Annotated in this window: 16 protein-coding genes and 1 pseudogene; 5 read left to right on the top strand and 12 right to left on the bottom strand. The window is 44.9% G+C overall.

Features of this window, described 5'->3' with window-relative positions; all coding sequences use genetic code 11:
• The first annotated feature begins 178 nt into the window (after positions 1-178).
• Together hpt and QTA56_RS16850 are read left to right on the top strand one after the other, a co-directional pair.
• Positions 179-709 carry a hypoxanthine phosphoribosyltransferase gene (gene hpt / locus QTA56_RS16855; protein WP_267982135.1) on the top strand — a complete coding sequence of 177 codons (531 nt, stop codon included), beginning with the start codon at positions 179-181 and terminating at the stop codon, positions 707-709.
• 200 nt (positions 710-909) lie between these two features.
• Complete coding sequence (locus tag QTA56_RS16850; RefSeq protein WP_267982134.1) at positions 910-1,161, top strand: GlsB/YeaQ/YmgE family stress response membrane protein; 252 nt, start codon at positions 910-912, stop codon at positions 1,159-1,161.
• A 50-nt stretch (positions 1,162-1,211) separates the two neighbouring features.
• On the opposite strand, the gene QTA56_RS16845 is transcribed toward QTA56_RS16850, so the two are convergent.
• From QTA56_RS16845 to QTA56_RS16810, 7 genes and pseudogenes are all read right to left on the bottom strand, one after another.
• Positions 1,212-1,910, bottom strand: a complete 699-nt coding sequence (locus QTA56_RS16845) for a DsbC family protein (RefSeq protein WP_267982133.1) — start codon at positions 1,908-1,910, stop codon at positions 1,212-1,214.
• 130 nt (positions 1,911-2,040) lie between these two features.
• On the bottom strand, positions 2,041-3,198 hold the full coding sequence (locus QTA56_RS16840) for a GNAT family protein (protein ID WP_267982132.1): 1,158 nt from the start codon (positions 3,196-3,198) through the stop codon (positions 2,041-2,043).
• Between the two features lie 38 nt (positions 3,199-3,236).
• Positions 3,237-4,514: pseudogene (locus QTA56_RS16830) on the bottom strand (TolC family protein).
• The gene (locus QTA56_RS16825; protein WP_267982130.1) at positions 4,511-6,139 is read right to left on the bottom strand and encodes a GH3 family acyl-acid amido synthetase; all 1,629 of its coding nucleotides are present in this window, start codon (positions 6,137-6,139) and stop codon (positions 4,511-4,513) included. The pseudogene QTA56_RS16830 and the gene QTA56_RS16825 overlap by 4 nt, the downstream one beginning before the upstream one ends.
• Positions 6,133-6,939, bottom strand: a complete 807-nt coding sequence (locus QTA56_RS16820) for a hypothetical protein (protein ID WP_267982164.1) — start codon at positions 6,937-6,939, stop codon at positions 6,133-6,135. The genes QTA56_RS16825 and QTA56_RS16820 overlap by 7 nt, the downstream gene beginning before the upstream one ends.
• Before the next feature lie 95 nt (positions 6,940-7,034).
• The gene (locus tag QTA56_RS16815; protein WP_267982129.1) at positions 7,035-8,579 is read right to left on the bottom strand and encodes a DHA2 family efflux MFS transporter permease subunit; all 1,545 of its coding nucleotides are present in this window, start codon (positions 8,577-8,579) and stop codon (positions 7,035-7,037) included.
• Between the two features lie 18 nt (positions 8,580-8,597).
• Entirely contained in the window at positions 8,598-9,746 is a 1,149-nt protein-coding gene (locus QTA56_RS16810) for an HlyD family secretion protein (protein WP_267982128.1), read from the bottom strand.
• Positions 9,747-10,395: 649 nt separating this feature from the next.
• On the opposite strand from QTA56_RS16810, the gene QTA56_RS16805 reads away from it, so the two are divergent.
• Complete coding sequence (locus QTA56_RS16805) at positions 10,396-11,562, top strand: PilT/PilU family type 4a pilus ATPase (RefSeq protein WP_267982127.1); 1,167 nt, start codon at positions 10,396-10,398, stop codon at positions 11,560-11,562.
• Between the two features lie 59 nt (positions 11,563-11,621).
• Here QTA56_RS16805 and mnmE read toward each other — a convergent pair whose 3' ends face one another.
• The 5 genes from mnmE to rpmH all read right to left on the bottom strand — a co-directional run bounded on the left by mnmE (position 11,622) and on the right by rpmH (position 15,742).
• Positions 11,622-12,977, bottom strand: coding sequence for a tRNA uridine-5-carboxymethylaminomethyl(34) synthesis GTPase MnmE (gene mnmE / locus QTA56_RS16800; protein WP_267982126.1), 1,356 nt, complete (start codon positions 12,975-12,977; stop codon positions 11,622-11,624).
• 114 nt (positions 12,978-13,091) lie between these two features.
• Positions 13,092-14,849: a membrane protein insertase YidC gene (gene yidC, locus QTA56_RS16795; protein ID WP_267982125.1), complete on the bottom strand. Its 1,758-nt coding sequence runs from the start codon at positions 14,847-14,849 to the stop codon at positions 13,092-13,094.
• A 5-nt stretch (positions 14,850-14,854) separates the two neighbouring features.
• Positions 14,855-15,175, bottom strand: coding sequence for a membrane protein insertion efficiency factor YidD (gene yidD, locus QTA56_RS16790; RefSeq protein WP_267982124.1), 321 nt, complete (start codon positions 15,173-15,175; stop codon positions 14,855-14,857).
• A gap of 9 nt (positions 15,176-15,184) precedes the next feature.
• The gene (gene rnpA / locus QTA56_RS16785; RefSeq protein WP_267982123.1) at positions 15,185-15,580 is read right to left on the bottom strand and encodes a ribonuclease P protein component; all 396 of its coding nucleotides are present in this window, start codon (positions 15,578-15,580) and stop codon (positions 15,185-15,187) included.
• A 27-nt stretch (positions 15,581-15,607) separates the two neighbouring features.
• Positions 15,608-15,742 carry a 50S ribosomal protein L34 gene (gene rpmH, locus QTA56_RS16780; protein ID WP_000831329.1) on the bottom strand — a complete coding sequence of 45 codons (135 nt, stop codon included), beginning with the start codon at positions 15,740-15,742 and terminating at the stop codon, positions 15,608-15,610.
• 665 nt (positions 15,743-16,407) lie between these two features.
• On the opposite strand from rpmH, the gene dnaA reads away from it, so the two are divergent.
• Both dnaA and dnaN read left to right on the top strand, forming a co-directional pair.
• On the top strand, positions 16,408-17,799 hold the full coding sequence (dnaA, locus tag QTA56_RS16775; protein ID WP_267982122.1) for a chromosomal replication initiator protein DnaA: 1,392 nt from the start codon (positions 16,408-16,410) through the stop codon (positions 17,797-17,799).
• An 89-nt stretch (positions 17,800-17,888) separates the two neighbouring features.
• Entirely contained in the window at positions 17,889-19,037 is a 1,149-nt protein-coding gene (gene dnaN, locus QTA56_RS16770) for a DNA polymerase III subunit beta (RefSeq protein WP_267982121.1), read from the top strand.
• Positions 19,038-19,052 lie beyond the last annotated feature (15 nt).

The following is a 19,052-nucleotide window of genomic DNA, read 5'->3' as shown; positions in this document are numbered from 1 at the left end:
GGTGCTGTGCTACTGAGACGTGACAGCCATCAGCCGAAAAATGATACATTTTCTGAACCATCAAAAGGTGCATGAACGGTGATTTTGTTTTAAAATTCGCATATTCGCTCAAGATTTCGAGGTGTTGCAGGTCAACACCTTTTTTATTTCCCATTTTTTACGTTTTAGGAATCTGCCAATGACCATTGCAATGCGCATTATGATTTCCAGTGAAGAGATTCAAGCCAAAGTGAAACAACTCGGTGAGAAAATCAATGCACACTATGCTCAAAGTGACAAGGAACTGGTATTGATTGGTTTACTGCGTGGTTCAGTGATTTTTATGGCCGATTTATGCCGTGCCATTGAAAAACCGCATGAACTCGATTTTATGACCGTGTCCAGCTATGTCAACGGAACAACAGTTTCATCACGGGATGTTAAAATTTTAAAAGACCTTGATGGAGAAATTCGCGGTAAAGATGTGTTGGTCGTGGAAGATATTATTGATTCTGGACACACGCTAAGTAAAGTGATGGAAATTCTACAAACCCGTAATCCAAACTCAATTGAACTGTGTACGCTGGTAAGCAAGCCATCACGCCGTGAGATTGACCTGGAAGTGAAGTTTTTAGGCTTTGAGGTTGAGGACCGTTTTATTGTGGGTTATGGCCTCGACTTTGACCAGAAATACCGTCACTTGCCATTTATTGGTGAGATTGGTCTTTAAATCCATATTCCTGTGCGCGGCCAAAGGCCGTGCTCTACTCAGGGGCTGAAAAGCTCCTTTTTTTATATCGCCGCATTAATCAAACCCTGCTAAAGACTGCACAAAAATACGACATAAGTAGGCAATCCACTACAGACAAAAGCTGCTCTAATCAAGCAGGATAATTATAAATACCGTTGTTAAAACAAGGAGAAAAGACAATGTGGTCTCTAATTGTGGCAATTGTAGTGGGTTTCTTTGCGGGTCTGATTGCCCGTGCGTTACACCCAGGAGATGATAAGGCGGGCTTTATCGTGACCACCCTACTGGGTATCGCAGGTTCGTTGTTGGCAACCTACGGTGGCCGCTTGCTGGGCTTATACGGCGAAAATTCGGTGGCGGGATTTATTGCCTCCGTTATTGGTGCGGTGATTATTTTATTTATCTACAACCTGATCAGCAAAAAAAGCTAAGCCCATTGATACTCCCAATTCATGTTGTAATGGATTGGGAGCTGTTTTATTTATAATCCCAGTTCTTTCCAGATCAGCTGAATTTCCTCTGCACTGCGTCCTCCCGTCAGTTTAAAACCCGTCTCAAAAATCAGGGTAGGGGTTCCCTCAACACCCAGTTTGCGTCCCAGCGCCAGATTACGCTCAATTGGGTTGGCACAGGTTTTTTCTTTAGGCTGAACATTTTTTTGCAGCAGGTTTTTCCATGCATAGGCCTGATTCGGGTCACACCAAACTTGCTTAGACACTGCAATGGATTGGGATTTTAATGGATAGATAAAGGTGTAAATGGTTACATCATTCAACTTGTCCAGCTCCGCCTCCAGTTTTTTACAGTAAGGACAATTCGGGTCTGAAAACACGACAAGCTGACGTTTTCCTGTCCCCTTAACGGTTTTGATCGCATCCTTGAATGGAAGCTGCTTCCAGTCCACCGAGTTTTGCTGGAGCAGTAAATCCTTGGTCAGGTTCTTCTGGTCTTTTAAACGCACCATTGATCCAACCAGCATATATTGCGCATTTTCATCCAGATAAATAATCTGGTTATCCAGACTGGCGCTGTATAGACCTGGCATTTCCGTGGCCTGAATGTTGCTGACCTGAATATTGGGATAATGCCTGCTTAAATTGCTTTTTAATGTCTCCACATTGGCTAGGCTGATGGCTGAAACACAGCTCAATAATGAAAACATGGCAATTTTTTTTAACATGGATATTCACTCAGGCACTGTTACGCTGGTTATTGTAATCCAGCTCCATTTCACAAACAGCCAAATTTACCGAGCAGCAACCAAAAACCAAACAGGAACATCAAGGTTTCACGTGGAACGTTGCATCTGCTTAAATCCGTCCCACCTCAAAATAGGGAATTCGTGCAAGGTCAAACAATGGTCTTGGGTCTTGTTGATAGCTTAAAAAACCATGCATGCCAGTAAGCAGTTCACCCTTATAAAACTGATTCAGTTTCTGACGTGGGTCCTGATGCGACAGGGTAAATGAAATGCAGCCAACGCCTTGTTGTCTGGATAATTTTAACGCATCCCTCAACATATGGTCGTGCAGGAGGAGATCATTGGGATTGCATAACAGTGAATGCAGGGCATGATATTTAAATGATTCACCAATTTTAGGCAGGGTCATGAGTCCAGCCCATCTCGCCAAAAAATTATATAGTGGTCTCATCAAACCGATTGACCAGTGATAATGCAGAATCTTGCTTTGCTTGAATGCAGACTGTTTCCATAAACCAAACATGCCAACGATTTCACCGTCCAATAGGTAAAGCTGAAAGTCGTGTAGGCTTAAGCCCTGAAAATATTCATTTTTTAGTAATAGACCATAAAAATCATAGGCAGGAATAAAGTTATAGAACTGCGCCATTTTTTGCACAAACTCATTCATTTGCTCAATATACTGTGGCTGTGCAGTGACTCGTTTCACCCTGGAAAAATCAAGCTGACCCGCTGTCTGTGTCTGCATAATCTCTGGATACTGGGCTGTTTTAAATCCTGTCAGGGTCAGCGTTTCCACCAATCCCTCATCATAATAGTCAGGTAATCCTGTCCTACCTGTCTGCAAGGCGGTACGTGCGGCATAATTGTCATTAAAAATAATGATCTGGTTAAAGTTGGGATTATGCATGGTGGCGTTTAAATGCTGGCCCAGCAACTTCAGCAGGGTTTTGCCACGGTATTGCTGGTCAACCCTTAAATCACAGGCATAACGCATTGGAAAAACATGCCCATTGACATAGCAGCGGCGATAGCCATTGCCATAGCATGCCAATAGTTCTTTGGTGGTTTTATCCTCAATCACCGCATGGTCATTGACCTCATAAATGACCTTGGCCGCCTGAAAATAACTGGGCTCACGCTGAAAGCTCAGCATGACACCACGGGTGGTCATCGGTACTGCCACCAATTGGCGTAATGCCTGATCATCTTCTGGTGTGGCTTCCCTGACCACCAGATAGGGTGCCTTTTTCTCGGTCGTTTGCATCCTGTTTACTCCTTTAAACATAGGCGGCTATCAGCAAATCATTTGCTGTTATTTACAGCGTTCAGCCCACCCATCTGATCCAGCAATTGATAAACTAACACCACCTCATCCTGATCATTCAGGACTTGCTGGGTCTGCATATCGAATAGGGTTTGTTCTGCGGTGAGTTCATCAAAGGTGGTCTTGGTACCAACTTCCTGTTCTTTTTTGATGTATTGCAAGGCCACTGTGGCAGACTGAACTGCTTCCTGAATCGCCAGCCTATTTTGTCGGATGGCTTCAAGCTGGGCATAGCTGGTCTGAATGTCCTGCTGCAAATTTTGTTTAAGGGTTTGTGCCTTTTGCTTTGCCAGATCAACATCAGTTAACGCTTTTAAGCGATTGGCGCGATTTAACCCATCATCAAATAGTGGAATTTTCAGTTGCGCACTGACCGAGTAATTTTCACTTTTGCTGTTTAGGGTTTCGAGCTAATCCTGCACACCCGCCCGACTATTCAGCATCAACATCGGTTTAAGTTCTAATTTGCTGAGTCGATACTGTTGCTGTGCGGCCTGTTGTTCATACTGCGCCTGTCGTAATAGGGGATGTTGTTCTAATTGCCTCAAAGCGGTTTCAACATTGGCTGGAATCGTGGGTAAGTTGGCAATTTGTTTTAAGTCTTGTGCCACTTGACCCGTCACCAGATTAAACTGGGTCTGCGCTATTTTAAGGTTGGACTGTACGCTGACTACATCAGCAATGCCTTGTGCATACTGCGCCTGTACCTGCGCCAAATCAGCTCGGGTAATCATGCCGACCTTAAAACGTCGTTCCGCTTCATATAAGGACTGCTTTAAATTAGACCGCATCTGGATTTTCAAGTCCAGTAAGGCCTGCTGTTTCAGCACATGACAATAGACTTTTACCGTTTGCAGTATCGTGCCAGAACTTTGCCCAGCCATAGCCTGTTCACGGGCCGCCATCTGCATTTTGGCGGCATTGACACCTGTACGATAACGCCCAAAGGTATACAGTGGATAGTCAAATTGCAGCTCCGCACCATGAAAATTTCTGGAACCCTCGGTCGGGACATACACCCCTTGTGGTGTCACCACCTTTTCATGGCCATACTGTCCCACCAGATTGACATTGAGGCCATATTGCTGTTTGGCCTGTTGCAACATGGCCTGCCCCTGAGCCAAATTCAACTGACTCAGCTTTAACTGGCTTTCATGATCCAGTGCCGCATCAATGGCCTGATCCAGTGTCAGGGCAAAACTTGTGGGCGCAATGCTTAAACTGCCCATCAACAACAGGAGCTTGAGTTTAATCATTCAATATGCTCCCTGTTTGTGGCCGCCTGAAAACGCTGGAGGCTGGCAAAACTGATTTTCTTTAATGGCTCTGGCTTGATATTGCCCTCAATCATGCCATCCCGCATCACCAACTGTTTGTAGGCTTCCCAGCCATTGTCAGCCTCACAGCATTGTGGTGGGGCGAGTTGTCCCAAGTCCCGTGCCAGTTCATAGTGAAAATTCTGCCTTAGCAGTAGATCAAGCTGAGCAGAAAATTGTGCCATTTGTGCCTGACTAAATTGTCCCTCAATCAAGACACAGTAAAACGGTTTTTCAGGTTGTTCGGTTTCAATCGCCAATAGAGAAATAGCCTGTAGCTGTTTCTCAGCAAACATGGCGATCACTTGCTGCGCAATTTCAGGTGATAATTTTTCACCGACCAGATCAACCCCAAAACGTCGTCCCTGAAATTCAAAACAGGGCACTTGCCCAAAAAGGCTGGTCACTTTCAGGCAATCATCCAGACAGTAACGCAACAGGCCATTGCCACTGCTTAAAATCGGGCTGACCACATCCCCGATTTGCAATTGCCATGACGGAATAATCTGCCCAATCTGTTCACCTGCCAGATATTCAAACTCATAAAAATGACTGTGATAGGCAAGCGGATACATGCCCTCATAGGGAATGGTTACCACCCCCTCAGTCGCCCATAACCCCTTACCCTCAAACTGGGCAAAGGGCAGGGCTGCCTGTAAATGTTGCGCCCATTTTTTGGAACCCGCAGTATCCCAACTGGACACAAAACTCAGCTTTTCCCATAACTGGGCAATATCGGTTGCGCCAGCCTGCTGCCATTGCTGTAACACTTTGGCACGTTGTGGCGCATAGGGTGCCTTGACTGCCTGCAATGAGTCCTGTCGATGTCCCCATTGTCCATGTGCCAGCACCTGCGCAATTTCTTCCGCATACTGTTGAAGTTGATCGAGTAATTGCAGGGCAAAGGTCGGACTCCACACGGAAATCATGCTTAAATTCCGCTCTGCCACCAGATAACAGAGGGTGGCAAACATGGCATCCTCAGCATGGGCAGCAAAAGCAATTTCACTCGGCACTGCCTGCGTAAACTTGGCTAAAATCCGTTTGCCAATGCCCAATAATGCGCTGTCATCATTCAGGTTGTCATCCTTTAAGATTTCCCGCTGGCTTTCAGGCAGCCATGACACCGACCAGTAATGCTTGCCCTGTGCCAGTTGCGGACATCGCCGATACATACTTGACAGCCACGGCGCAATCGCATGATCCAGCTCATCCAAAAAAGCCTGCGTATAGGGAATAAACTTGATCTGTTCACTGGAACCGCTGGTCGGTTGATAACGCACCAGTTTGCTGGCGGATAAGGGTTGTTTTTGTGTCCGCCATTGCTGGATTGGTGCTTTCCAGTCAGCATAGCGTGTTGGCTGGAATTGCCGACAAAATCCCTCATAATCAGTAACGTTATGCTGTTTTGCCAGACTGGACTGTGCCAATACCTGTGCCAGCCGTTGACGCTGCACCGCTTCAAGCTGATTGTTCTGCTGCTTAAAACGCTGGTCTGCGCCACGACAAAACCATTGCAACATCAAGTGAGCGGTTGAACTCAACCATGCAATCGCCATCAGCATCCACCCTGTTTATTGCACAGCCTTGCCTCTAGTTTTCCCTTGCTGATCGGCTTACTGAAAAAGCGCAACGGATAACGCATGATGTCACCCCAGCCCAGATAACCAATACAAGGCAACTCTGTCCCTTGCTCCCAAGTTGGATTCATTTTGGCAAAATAATCAATCTTCGGATTATCCAGACGCATTTTGGCAGTAATCGGTGCCACCTCACCTTTAAGCGGTTGGTAGTCCTCACCAAAATTCAGCAAATGTCTCATTTCATTATAATATTTAGGGAAAAACTTCTTGCAGTAATATTCCAGTACAGGCGCAAGCTGCTGATGCTTACCCTCAACATTTGGATAATACACATAGTAATTATTGGCCATGAGCAAATAGGTTTTATAGCCTTTAGAAATCAGCAGCCAATAAAACTCATCACGTGGATACTGAAAACGTAGACGCATCACCAGCTTAACAAAGGTCGCCTGCAAGGCACGGTTGCCCCAGAACTCACGTTTCACTACGGTATCGCCACTAAACAGGAACGTATAACGCTGATGCCCAAATTCAAACTGGTGAATCGCCATCGTAGAAAAACCCACAATGTCCTGAGTTTTAGGGTGGAAAATCAGGATCGCCCCATGCTTGTTGCTAAAGTCATCTAAAAATAGCGGGAAATTGGTATTGTCATAATATTGCGCATAAATTGCATACATTTCTTGGAGTTGCTGCATACTAATTTTGCGACGTTCCAGATATTTTCCAAAAGGTTCTTGCTTCACCTGTGGCTTTTTCATTTTCGCCTTAACCAACTTCATCACCATAACATTTCATCCCTAAAATAATTTACATTTCACCTTTTCAATCTGCCTAATCAACTGTGGCTGATTTAAACTTTTTCAATTTCAATTCACTAAATTGACATTTTGCGTGAGCGATCCATCCATAGTGTTAACAAGGCTGCACCCAGCATTAGCAGGGACAGCAGCTTTAACAGGTCATTAAAACTGGCGGTCAACGCCTGATAGTGCACATCCCGATAAATGCTGCTGATCGCCAGTTGTTGCGCCTGTTCGCCCAGTTCGGCATATTGCGCAGTCAGTTGATCCAGACGTTCCATAAACACAGCATTGGCAGGCGTAAGCGCACTATTTAGTTCAGTGACATGCCATGCGGTCAACCAGTCCAGTGACGAGTTAATCAACGCCAGCCCAACCGCACCACCAATGTTGCGCATCACGTTATAAATCCCACTGGCATCGGCAATCTTATGCATAGGCAGGGTGTCCATCGCCAGATGTGACACCACAATCAGGCAAATCATCAGACCAATACCCCGATAAATCTGTGGCCAAAACATAAAGTCGTAGTCACTGTGAATGGTTAAATGCGCATTCAGCCACACCCCAAAAGCGGCCAGCAACATGCCAACAAACACTGTTTTACGGGTATCAAAATTTGGAATCAGCCAAGCCAAAAGTGGGGCAAAACAGAACATGACAATGCCCGTCACCATCATGATGTGACCGATCTGGCTGCTATTCATTTCCCGAACCTGCCCCAGAAACACAGGAATCATGTAGCCCAGCCCATACAAGGCCATGCCAATCACAAAGGTAATGATGGCACTTAGGGTAAAGTTCTTATTTTTAAAGACACTCAAATCCAGCAGGGGATTCGGCGAGGTAAAACTACGGTAGAAGAAAATCATTGCCCCTGTGATAGAGGTAATAAATGCCGTCCGTACTGCCACATCGGCAAACCAGTCATGGCGGGCGCCCTCATCCAGAAAATATTCCAGTCCACCCAGAAACATCGCCATGCCAATCAAACTCAACCAGTCCAGTTGCTTGATCAAGTTATGTTGCGGCTGGTCAATTGCCTGATTGCTATACACAATGGTGGCGATCAAGATGCCTGGAATGATATTGATCAGGAACATCCAGTGCCATGAAAAATGCGTGGTCAGATAGCCACCAATGGTCGGGCCAATGGCTGGACCTAAGGTACTGACCATGCCAAACAGCACCAATGGAATCGCCCGTTTATGATCTGGAAACAACAAATACAGTGCAGTCATGGAGGTCGGAATCATACCGCCACCTGTAAAGCCCTGAATAGCCCGAAACATCAGTAAACTTTCCAGATTCCACGCCAAAGCGCACAGCAGGGAACTGATGGTAAAACCAACCGCACACAAGGTGTAATAAACACGAGTTGATAAAATCCGTGCCACAATACTGGACATGGGAATGGCAATAATTTCCGCAATTAGGTAAGTCGTTTGTACCCAAGTCACTTCATAGCGACTGGCACTCATCCCTGCCTGAATTTCATTCAGCGAACTGGCTACAATCTGGATATCCAGAATCGCCATAAAATTGCCAAAAATCATGGCAGTGAAAATAACCCATGCGGTTTTGGGAGAAAATTTCCATTCCTGTGCAGCCATATCCATTATCCCTGATCTAGCTGATTAATTACGTAGATCAACTTGGGCCACCACCGATAAACCAGGCTTAACCAGATCCAGTTGCGGATGAGGCTGAATCGCAATGCGCACAGGAATGCGCTGTACCACCTTGTTGAAATTTCCTGTGGCATTGTCAGGTGGCATCATGGAAAAGGTGGCGCCCGAAGCAGGGGCAAAGCTTTCAATCTTGCCCTGAAAAGTCAGGCTCGGATAAGCGTCCAGCGTCAATTCTACCCGCTGCCCAATCCGCATTTTCTCAATCTGGGTCTCCTTAAAGTTGGCTTCCACATAGACGCTGTGGTCTGGAATAATTGCCATTAAACGGGTCTGTGGTGAGACACGCGAACCGAGACGTACTGCAATGTTGCCGACTTTTCCAGAAACTGGGGCGACCACCTGCGAAGAACTCACATCAATCTGGTTAAATTTTGCTGAAGCTTTGGCACTGTTCAGGTCGGCCTGCATCTGCATACGGGCAGCCTTGACACTTTCAGTCTGTGCCTGTGATGCGTAAACCACAGCCACTGCATGCTGATATTGCGCCTTTGCCGACTGAACCGCAGCTAGGGCATTTTGGTAATTTGCCTGTGCACTTAGATACTGGGCACGAATAGATTCAAATTTTTGTTGGGTAATTACTCTATCATTCAATAACTGCTGATAACGGACATGCTCAGCCTGTAACCGATCCAGTTCAGCCTTGCTGGTTTCCACAGATGACTGCGCCTGAGTAATGCTGGCCTGAGCAGCATCAACTGAAGACTGGGCCTGAAAAACACCTGCCTCTGCCGCTTTTTCATTCTGGTTCTGTACCGCAAAACTGGCTTGTTTAGCCGCAACCATCGCCTGTGACTGCTCATAACGGGCCTGCAAATCCCGATTGTCCAGCACCGCCAGCAACTGACCCTGTTTCACGGTTTGATTATCTTTCACCTGTAATTCGGTCACGGCACCTGAGACACGAGGCACAATCCAGGTTAGGTCAGCCTTGACATAGGCATTATCCGTGCTCTGGTAATAGCGATACACCAGCATGTAATAGCCCAGACCCACCAGCAAACCGATCAATAGAATCCCAAAAACCAGCCATGCGACTTTTTTTCGGTGATGAAAATCTGGCTCCTCCACCACAACTGGGGAAAGCTCATCCATGATAAAAATCCTTTATTCCTTCAACGCATTTCTCTGCCAGACATTGCTCAGTTCAAATTAAAGATGTAGTGAATGGGGAGGGCAATCTTGCTTTGCCAGACCTCAAAATTGATATATAGAAAGCGATTCATTCACCACAAATACGGAACATATGTATAGCAATCATCATTAAGACAATTTTAGGAAATCAAGACAATGATAATTGCTGGAGAAAAATTGATACTTTATGGAGTACCAAACCGTAAAATTTCTTATAATTTTTTGTGTTTCAGGGAAATAATCAAAAATACCTGATCAATTCATATGGCCGAAATTTTTTATGTTCCACGTGAAACGTTTTATTTGAATCTCAAATAACTTTCTTATTCCATCTCCATTTTGGTAATAAATTGACAATAAATATCACACCATTTTGACATATAAATATAAAACCAGAATAAGGTGGATCATCGCATTAAATTTTGGAATAATTCCGCCACAACCGATCATTGCGTCATATCCAGACTCACAATGATGCTTAAAATTCGTTTTGATAAAGCCTATTTTCAAGGAAGCTCATTTTAGAGAAACAGGGAGATGTTTTTTGCACAATGAGATTCAAGCCCAGATCACCTGATTATTTTCAATTTTATCCAGTTTAGGTATAGCAATGTACAACGCGGAACTACTAGAAGAAGCCAAAACCTTTATGTTTCACATGCTCACCAAGGTGGTGGAGTATGGAGGCTCGGATTTATTCATTACGGCGGACTTTCCCCCAAGCATTAAATTGCAGGGACTCATGCGTCCTTTGGGACAGCAGGCCCTAACAGCGGAAAAAACCAGGTTGTTTGCCTATAGCCTAATGAATGAAAAGCAGCGGCAGGAATTTGAAAATGAATGGGAATGTAATTTTGCTATCAATGTTCCCAACGTTTCACGCTTCCGTGTCAATGTGTTTAAGCAGCAACTCCAGACAGGAATGGTGATTCGAACCATCACTTCCGAAATTCCAACGTTTCAAAAGCTGAAACTTCCAGAATCACTGAAGAACGTCATGCTGGAAAAGCGTGGCCTGGTCTTGGTGGTGGGAAGTACAGGCTCAGGAAAATCAACCTCCTTGGCTGCAATGATTGACCACCGTAATGAGAACTCAGCAGGGCACATCATTACCGTTGAAGACCCAGTGGAATATGTGCACAAGCATAAAAAATCGATGGTGACCCACCGTGAAGTTGGGGTTGATTGCCATACATGGCATCACGCCTTAAAAAATACCTTACGACAAGCGCCTGACGTGATCCTGATTGGCGAAATCCGTGATACTGAAACCATGGAGCATGCGATTGCCTTTGCCGAAACAGGGCATCTCTGCCTGGGTACGCTACATGCCAACAATGCCAACCAGGCCCTTGACCGTATTATCAACTTCTTCCCTGAAGAACGTCGTAACCAACTGCTGATGGATCTTTCATCCAACATGAAAGCCATTATTTCCCAGCGTTTGGTACGCACCCAGGATGGTAAAGGCCGCCGTGCAGCGGTAGAAATTCTACTCAACACCCCCTTGATTGCCGAAAATATACTCAAAGGCCATTTCCATAACCTGAAAGAGATTATGACCAAATCCCGTGAACTGGGTATGCAAACATTCGATCAGGCGCTGTTTGATTTATACAATGAGGGAGATATCAGCTACGATGAGGCATTGCGCAATGCCGATTCCGTGAATGAATTGCGTCTACAGATTAAGTTAAAAGGCAATCGCCCAGAAACCTCAGTTGTCATGACACCCCTGAATATGGTGAAAGAAGAAACTGAACAACAAGAGCCTTAAAAGTAAAACAGCTTAGATAAGCATGATTTATCTAAGCTTTTATTTATTGATTTCAATAATTACTTTCCAATACAGAATGAACCAAAAATCTTACCCAAAAGATCATCGGCACTAAAGTCACCCGTGATTTCTCCCAAGGCATTCTGTGCCAAGCGCAGTGACTCTGCCACCAGCTCACCCGCATTAAATACCACCAACTGCTCACGAGCTTCTGATAGATAACGCTGGGTGCGCTTCATTGCGTCTAAATGACGTGTTCTTGCAATAAAGGTGTCTTCCTCAGGCTGGAAGCCCGCATGCGCTGTAATCGCGTCTATGAGCGCCTGTACGCCCATATCTTGCTTGGCTGAAACGCTGATGTGACGAAAACCCTGATAATCTGTCATTTCCGCCTGCTGACCTGTTAAATCACATTTATTGCCAATCAACAGCAAACGTTTGGGTTCAAGATGATCGGCAAAATATTCGTGGGCAAGTTGTAACGGTTCATCGCTTTGGTTCAAGTCATACACTAACAGCAATAAATCTGCCTGTTCAATCTCCTTGATCGCACGACGAATGCCTTCCTGCTCAACGATATCGCCCGTTTCACGTAGTCCAGCGGTATCAGTTAGGGTAATCGGTAAGCCATTGAGGCTAATCTTTTCATGTAACACATCACGGGTGGTTCCCGCAATATCAGTGACAATGGCACGCTCATGCCCCGCCAACGCGTTTAACAGGCTGGATTTACCCGCATTTGGCTTACCTGCGATCACCACCTGCAAACCCTCACGTAATAGCTGTCCCTGGCGTGCGGATTGCTGCACCGCCTTGACTGAGTCCTGCACATCATCCAACAAAGCCAAAATCTTACCGTCAGCAAGGAAATCAATTTCTTCTTCTGGGAAATCAATCGCGGCTTCAACATGCAAACGCAAGTGAATCAGCTTTTCTAAAACCGTATTAATCTTGGTGGAAAAAGCACCCTGTAATGAACGAACCGCTGAACGGGCTGCGGCCTGTGAGGTGGCATCAATCAAGTCAGCAATCGCTTCCGCCTGCACCAGATCCATTTTGCCATTTTCAAAGGCGCGCATGGAGAACTCGCCTGCCTTTGCTGCGGTCGCACCCAAATCAAGTAAACGTGCCAACAGGGCATTCTGAATGACTGGGCCGCCATGTCCCTGCAACTCCACAACATTTTCACCCGTAAAGGAATGTGGGTTCGGAAAGCATAATACAATGCCTTCATCCATCACCGAGCCATCGGCATCACAAAACTGACGAAAACCTGCCATGCGTGCCGCAGGAAGCTTTTTCTGGGTCAGTTGCTCTGCAATCGCATAGGCTTTCGGCCCAGAGAGTCGAATCACCCCCACACCACCACGACCTAATGGGGTCGCAATCGCAGCAATTGTGGTTTGATGTTGCATGTTGAATTCACCTAAAAAACGAAAGGTTTGCTTGATTCAAACCTGAAAGACAGACAAAGAAAAATCCGCCTAAGATTACCATCTTAAGCGGATTTATTCAGTAAAAGTTCGAACTTAAGAACTCGATTCAACCTTGTTGAGACGGTCTTTTTCGACACCTTTGTTAATAAACCATTGTTGCAAAATGGTAATACTGTTGTTGACGATCCAGTAAAGTACCAAGCCCGCAGGAAAGAACAACATGAATACCGTAAACATGATTGGCATGATACGGAACACTTTTGCCTGCATTGGATCAGTTGGTTGTGGGTTCAACATTTGCTGAACGAACATGGTCACACCCATGATCAACGGCAAGATAAACCATGGATCCATTGCAGATAAGTCTTGAATCCAGCCTAACCAAGGTGCATGACGCAGTTCAACCGATTCCATCAATACCCAGTACAGGGCCAGGAAAATTGGCATTTGCAATAGCAATGGCAAGCAACCAGACAGAGGGTTAACCTGTTCACGCTTATAGAGCGCCATCATTTCTTGCGAGAAACGCATGCGGTCTTCACCAAATTCTTCTTTCATGCGTTGCATTTCTGGTGCAATCACACGCATTTTCGCCATCGAACGATAACTTTTTGAAGAAAGTGGCCATAAAATCAATTTCACCAAGATCGTCAACAGGATAATTGACCATCCCCAGTTACCAATGATGTTATGGAAGAACTGTAAGCCTAGAAACAGTAATTTCGCAATCGGCCATAACCAGCCATAATCTACAGTCTGGTTTAAACCATCCGCCAAATCCTTAAGTTCAGACTGAATTTTAGGACCAGAATATAGTTTCGCATCCACTTCCATTGAGGTACCCGCAGGTACATTGATCACTGGAGAGGTGAAGCCCATGATATTCATGCCATCAGCTGACTGGCGTGACTCCAGCTTAGCGTTGTATGGCTGACCATCGGCCTGGGTCAGTTTTAGGTTTCCAGGAATCCAGGCACTGACAAAGTAGTGCTGAACCATGGCAACCCAGCCACCCTTGGCCTCAACATTCAGTTTTTCATCATTAAAATTACTGAATTTTAACTTGTTGTAATGCTCATTTGGTGTACCCCAGGCACCGCCAAGATAAGTTCCCAAGGTGAAGATACCCTGAGAGGATTTACCTGGATCATCAGAATTGTCACGCTTTAACTGACCAAACATTTGGCCTTGCCAGTTTTGCTGGCTACGGTTAATGACCTGATGTTTTACCGTAATTGGATAATCACCCTGTGTGAAAGTGAACGACTTGATCACTTCCACACCTTCTGGTGTTTTAAAGACCAATGGCACCGTCAACACCTGATGGGTCTTGCCATCCTTGGACACGACACTTTTTGCATCAGCCAAGGTATACGCTGTTTTTTCAACATCATACATTGGGCGTCCGCTACGGCTGCTATCTGGTCCATTTAAACCAATTAAACCCGATTGAGCGACATAAGTACGTTTCGCGTCACTTTCCAGCATAACGAACGGTTTTTCACTGTCCTTGCTTTCATCATGGCTTAACAGTTCAACACGAACGATATCACCACCTTTTGGGTTGATCCAAAGATGATAAAGATCTGTTTGAACTGAAATCAGTTGCTGACTCACAGAACTATGTTCTGTGGTTTGTGATGCAGTCACATTTGCTTGTGGCAGGTCTGAAGCCGCGGTTGCATTTTGAGCATTTGGCAAATCTGCTGACACATCATGCGCACTGACCACCACCGCTGGTTGTTGCGGTGCTGGTGCAGCATGACCATAGTCTTTTTGCCAAGCCAAAATAAGCAAATATGCGGTAACAAACATGGCTCCAAGAATTGCAAATCTGGCCCATTGTTGCATATCTATTATCCCAAATGGTTAGAGAGATTTTGCTTGAATAAACGATCACGAAAGGGTACAGCAACGTGATGCTTTTGAGAATCTATTTGATGAAACGAAATAAAACGAAGTGATTTGCGTGGTACGGGATCATAGCCTGAACCACCCCAAGGATGACAACGGCAAATCCGCTGAGTCGACAGCCATACGCCCTTGACCGCACCATGTGTCTGCAATGCTTCAATCGCATACTGTGAGCATGTGGGAATATAGCGACAACGAGGACCTAATAATGGACTTATTGTAATTTGGTAACATCTGATCAACCAATGCAGTAAACGTACCATTGGCGGTCTCTAATTCTGGAGGGGTGTCACAACGACTTTGGAATGCTTCTTGGCTAAGCGTTGTAATTTTTGCCAAGCAAAATCCAATTGTTGATATAATTCTTGATTGGTAATTGCCTCTATGCCCACCTTTGGCATCACCACAATATCGATATCAGCATTAAATTGTGCCTGATGTACACGGAAGCTCTCCCGAGCCAGACGTTTTACCCGATTTCTTTCATGAGCACGACGCACCTTTTTTTTGGCAACAACAATACCCAAACGGCTTTTTGGCTGTTCGGTTAATTTTGCTAAAAAAAGGAAATGGGGCTGATGCACTTTAAAAAGCGCACCATCAAACACACTTTTATAATCTGCAGCACAGCGAATACGGGATTCAGTGCCGAAACTGTAAAGTGACATCACCCAAGTCTGGTCAGCTTAACAGTATTAAACGGTTAAGCTATGACGACCTTTTGCACGACGACGAGCTAAAACCTGACGACCTGCTTTAGTAGCCATACGAGCGCGGAAACCATGAACGCGTTTACGCTTTAATTCAGATGGTTGGAAAGTACGTTTCATTTCGAAACTCCAAAATGATCTTTCTATAAAGGTCCGCGATTTTATTGTGCAATGTTTACGCTGTCAATGAAAAATCGAAAACTTTACATTTTGTTTGTTCTGTTTTGAAGCAATAAACCTGCATGCAGTTACATGCTTTTATTGAAAACAAAAAATATACACAAGCTATCTGTTTAAATTATATCGGTATTCGTTTATATTCACAGCTTACAAACAATCTTATCAACAACCCATCTCCTAATTTAAATTTAATTCTTGGATTTTGAATTTAAATTTCGATATGCTCAGTTATCCACAATTCAGGTCAACCCTATAAGTAAATTCAAATTTTAAAATTTAAATTTATTCTTATTAGTGTTGGTTTATTCTGTGGAAAGTCATGTTTTTTTATGGATAAACATGAGTTTATGTTGTGGATAAGCATGTTTTTATCAATTTTATAGTTTGTGGATAACTTTGAGCTTAAAACTATCCACAGTTTGTGCAAAAAGTTATACACATGCAGTTTTGAATTTAAATTTATAAACGAGTGCTGTCTTTTTCAGCGAAAGTCCCATAAATTGTCCTGACAGATGTGGATAACTTGGTTAGAATGGCGACCCCTTTGAAAGCTGAGGGTAACAGTTTTTATTTTTGAATTTAAAATGGATAGATAGGGGATGCACATGCTCTGGACAGACTGCTTAACTCGCTTGCGACAAGAGCTCTCTGATAACGTCTTTGCGATGTGGATTCGTCCCTTGGTTGCTGAAGAAGTGGATGGAGTAATGCGTTTATATGCACCCAACCCTTATTGGACACGCTATATTCAAGACAATCATCTGGAACTCATTTCAATTTTGGCGGAACAGTTGTCTGAAGGGCGGGTTCGTCAGGTTGAGATATTGGTTGATTCCCGTCCTGGTACCATTTTGTCTTCCAGTGAGCAGCCAGCAACCACGACTGCCGCTTTAAATACCCAGATAACTCCAACACGTATCAAGAAAGAACCTGATTTGGTCCAGCCAAGTCAAAATACTGCGAAAATATCAAAGAAAAGACAGCTCAACCCGCAATTCACTTTTTCATTGTTTGTGGAGGGGCGTTCCAACCAGATGGCTGCGGAAACCTGCCGCAAGGTTTTGACCCAGCTTGGTGCGTCTCAGCACAACCCTTTATTTTTATATGGTCCAACAGGCCTAGGGAAAACCCACTTGATGCAGGCGGTGGGTAATGCACTTTTGCAAGCCAAGCCAAATGCCCGTGTGATGTATATGACCTCGGAAAGTTTTGTACAGGACTTTGTCAGTTCACTACAAAAAGGTAAGGTTGAAGAATTTAAGAAAAATTGTCGCTCTTTAGATTTGTTATTGGTCGATGATATTCATTTACTCGCAGGAAAAGAAGCCAGTCTTGTTGAATTCTTCTATACATTCAATGCATTGTTGGATGAATCTAAGCAAATTATTTTAACTTCAGACCGTTATCCAAAAGAACTCACGGAACTGGATCCGCGTTTGGTGTCCCGTTTTTCATGGGGATTGTCGGTGGGAGTTGAACCACCCGATATTGAAACCCGTATTGAAATTCTATTGAAAAAAGCTGAAAACAGTGGTGTGGATTTACCCCGCAACTGTGCCCTGTTTATTGCCCAGCAAGTGGTTGCCAACGTACGTGAGCTTGAGGGGGCACTGAATAAGGTGGTGGCCATTTCCCGTTTCAAGGGGACAGCCATTGACTTGGATGTGGTGCGTGAGTCCTTGAAAGATGTGTTGGCAATTCGTGCCCGTACCATCAGTGTGGAAAACATTCAGCGTGTGGTCAGTGAATATTTCCGTATTCCACTCAAGGAACTGGTGGGGCCAAAACGTACCCGTATCTATGCACGCCCACGCCAGCTGGCAATGGGGCTGGCGCGTGAACTGACAGGCGACAGTTTTCCAGAGATTGGTATGGCATTTGGTGGGCGCGACCACAGTACCGTGATGCATGCCTGTGAAAAAGTGGCCAGCCTGCGTGAGGAAGACCCAATTTTTAATGAAGACTATAAAAACCTGCTGCGTCTTTTACAAAGTTAATTCATTTTTCAGAGTTGCAAACTGCTTTTAAGTGCAGCATAGTACACTGCTAACATTCATATCGGCTTCTGTTGTAAGAGGAATAAATCGTGCGTTTGAAAATCGCTAAAGAAAGTTTACTCAATGTTTTATCGCATGTGGTGGGGGCGGTTGAACGTCGTCACACCTTGAATATTCTTTCCAATGTCAAAATTCAAACCACTCAACAGGCTTTAACCATTACGGGTTCTGATCTGGAAGTTGAACTGGTGGCAAGCACCACGCTGGCTGAGGGTGCCTGTTTACAGGCGGGCGAAACGACTGTTCCAGCACGTAAACTGGTCGAAATTTGTAAATCGCTCCCTCCAGCAGCCTTGATTGACCTACAAATTACTGAAGACCAGCGCTGTATCTTAAAGTCGGGCAATAGCCGCTTTGTTCTGGGTACGCTTCCTGCCGAGGATTATCCATTACTGACGACTGAAAATAGTCAGGGTACACAGGTGCAGGTCACACAGCGTGAATTAAAAAGATTGTTTGAAAAAACCTCTTTCGCCATGGCGGTTCAGGATGTTCGTTTCTATCTGACGGGTACATTGTTGGAAATTGATCAAAATCAATTGCGTACAGTCACAACAGATGGACACCGTTTGGCATTGTGTGAAGTGTCGGCTTCATCGACAGCATCCGCATCGATTCAAGCCATTGTTCCACGCAAGGCGGTTGGTGAATTACAGCGTTTACTCAGCATTGAGGATGAGCAACTGACCTTGTTGATTGGCCGTGAACTGTTGAACGTCACCATTAATACCCCAAGCCGTGATAAGGAGCAGGGTGATATCACTGTTCGTTTTACCACCAAGCTGATTGATGGCAAGTTCCCAGATTATCGCCGTGTGATTCCACGGGGCGGTGATAAGCATGTGCTGATTGCCCATGATGTGTTTAAACAGTCACTGCAACGCGTGGCGATTCTGAGTAATGAGAAGTTGCGTGGGGTTTTCCTGAATTTCAGTCAGGATACCTTACAGTTGCGTGCCAATAACCCTGAGCAGGATGAGGCCAGTGAAGATCTGGTCATTCAATATCAGGATACACCGCTGGAAATGTCATTTAATGCACAATATATCTTGGATGTTTTGAGTGTATTGGATGGTGATGATGTTAAGATGAGCATGACCGAAGCCAATCAGTCGGTGCTGGTGCAAGACCCAGCCCATCCAGACCAAACCTATGTCGTGATGCCGATGCGGGTTTAATTGCGATTGATGGTT

The organism is Acinetobacter thutiue, from assembly GCF_030385805.1.
Taxonomy (GTDB): Bacteria; Pseudomonadota; Gammaproteobacteria; order Pseudomonadales; family Moraxellaceae; genus Acinetobacter; species Acinetobacter corruptisaponis.
Note: the sequence above shows the minus strand (reverse complement) of the source record. Positions and strands in the feature narration are given on the sequence as shown.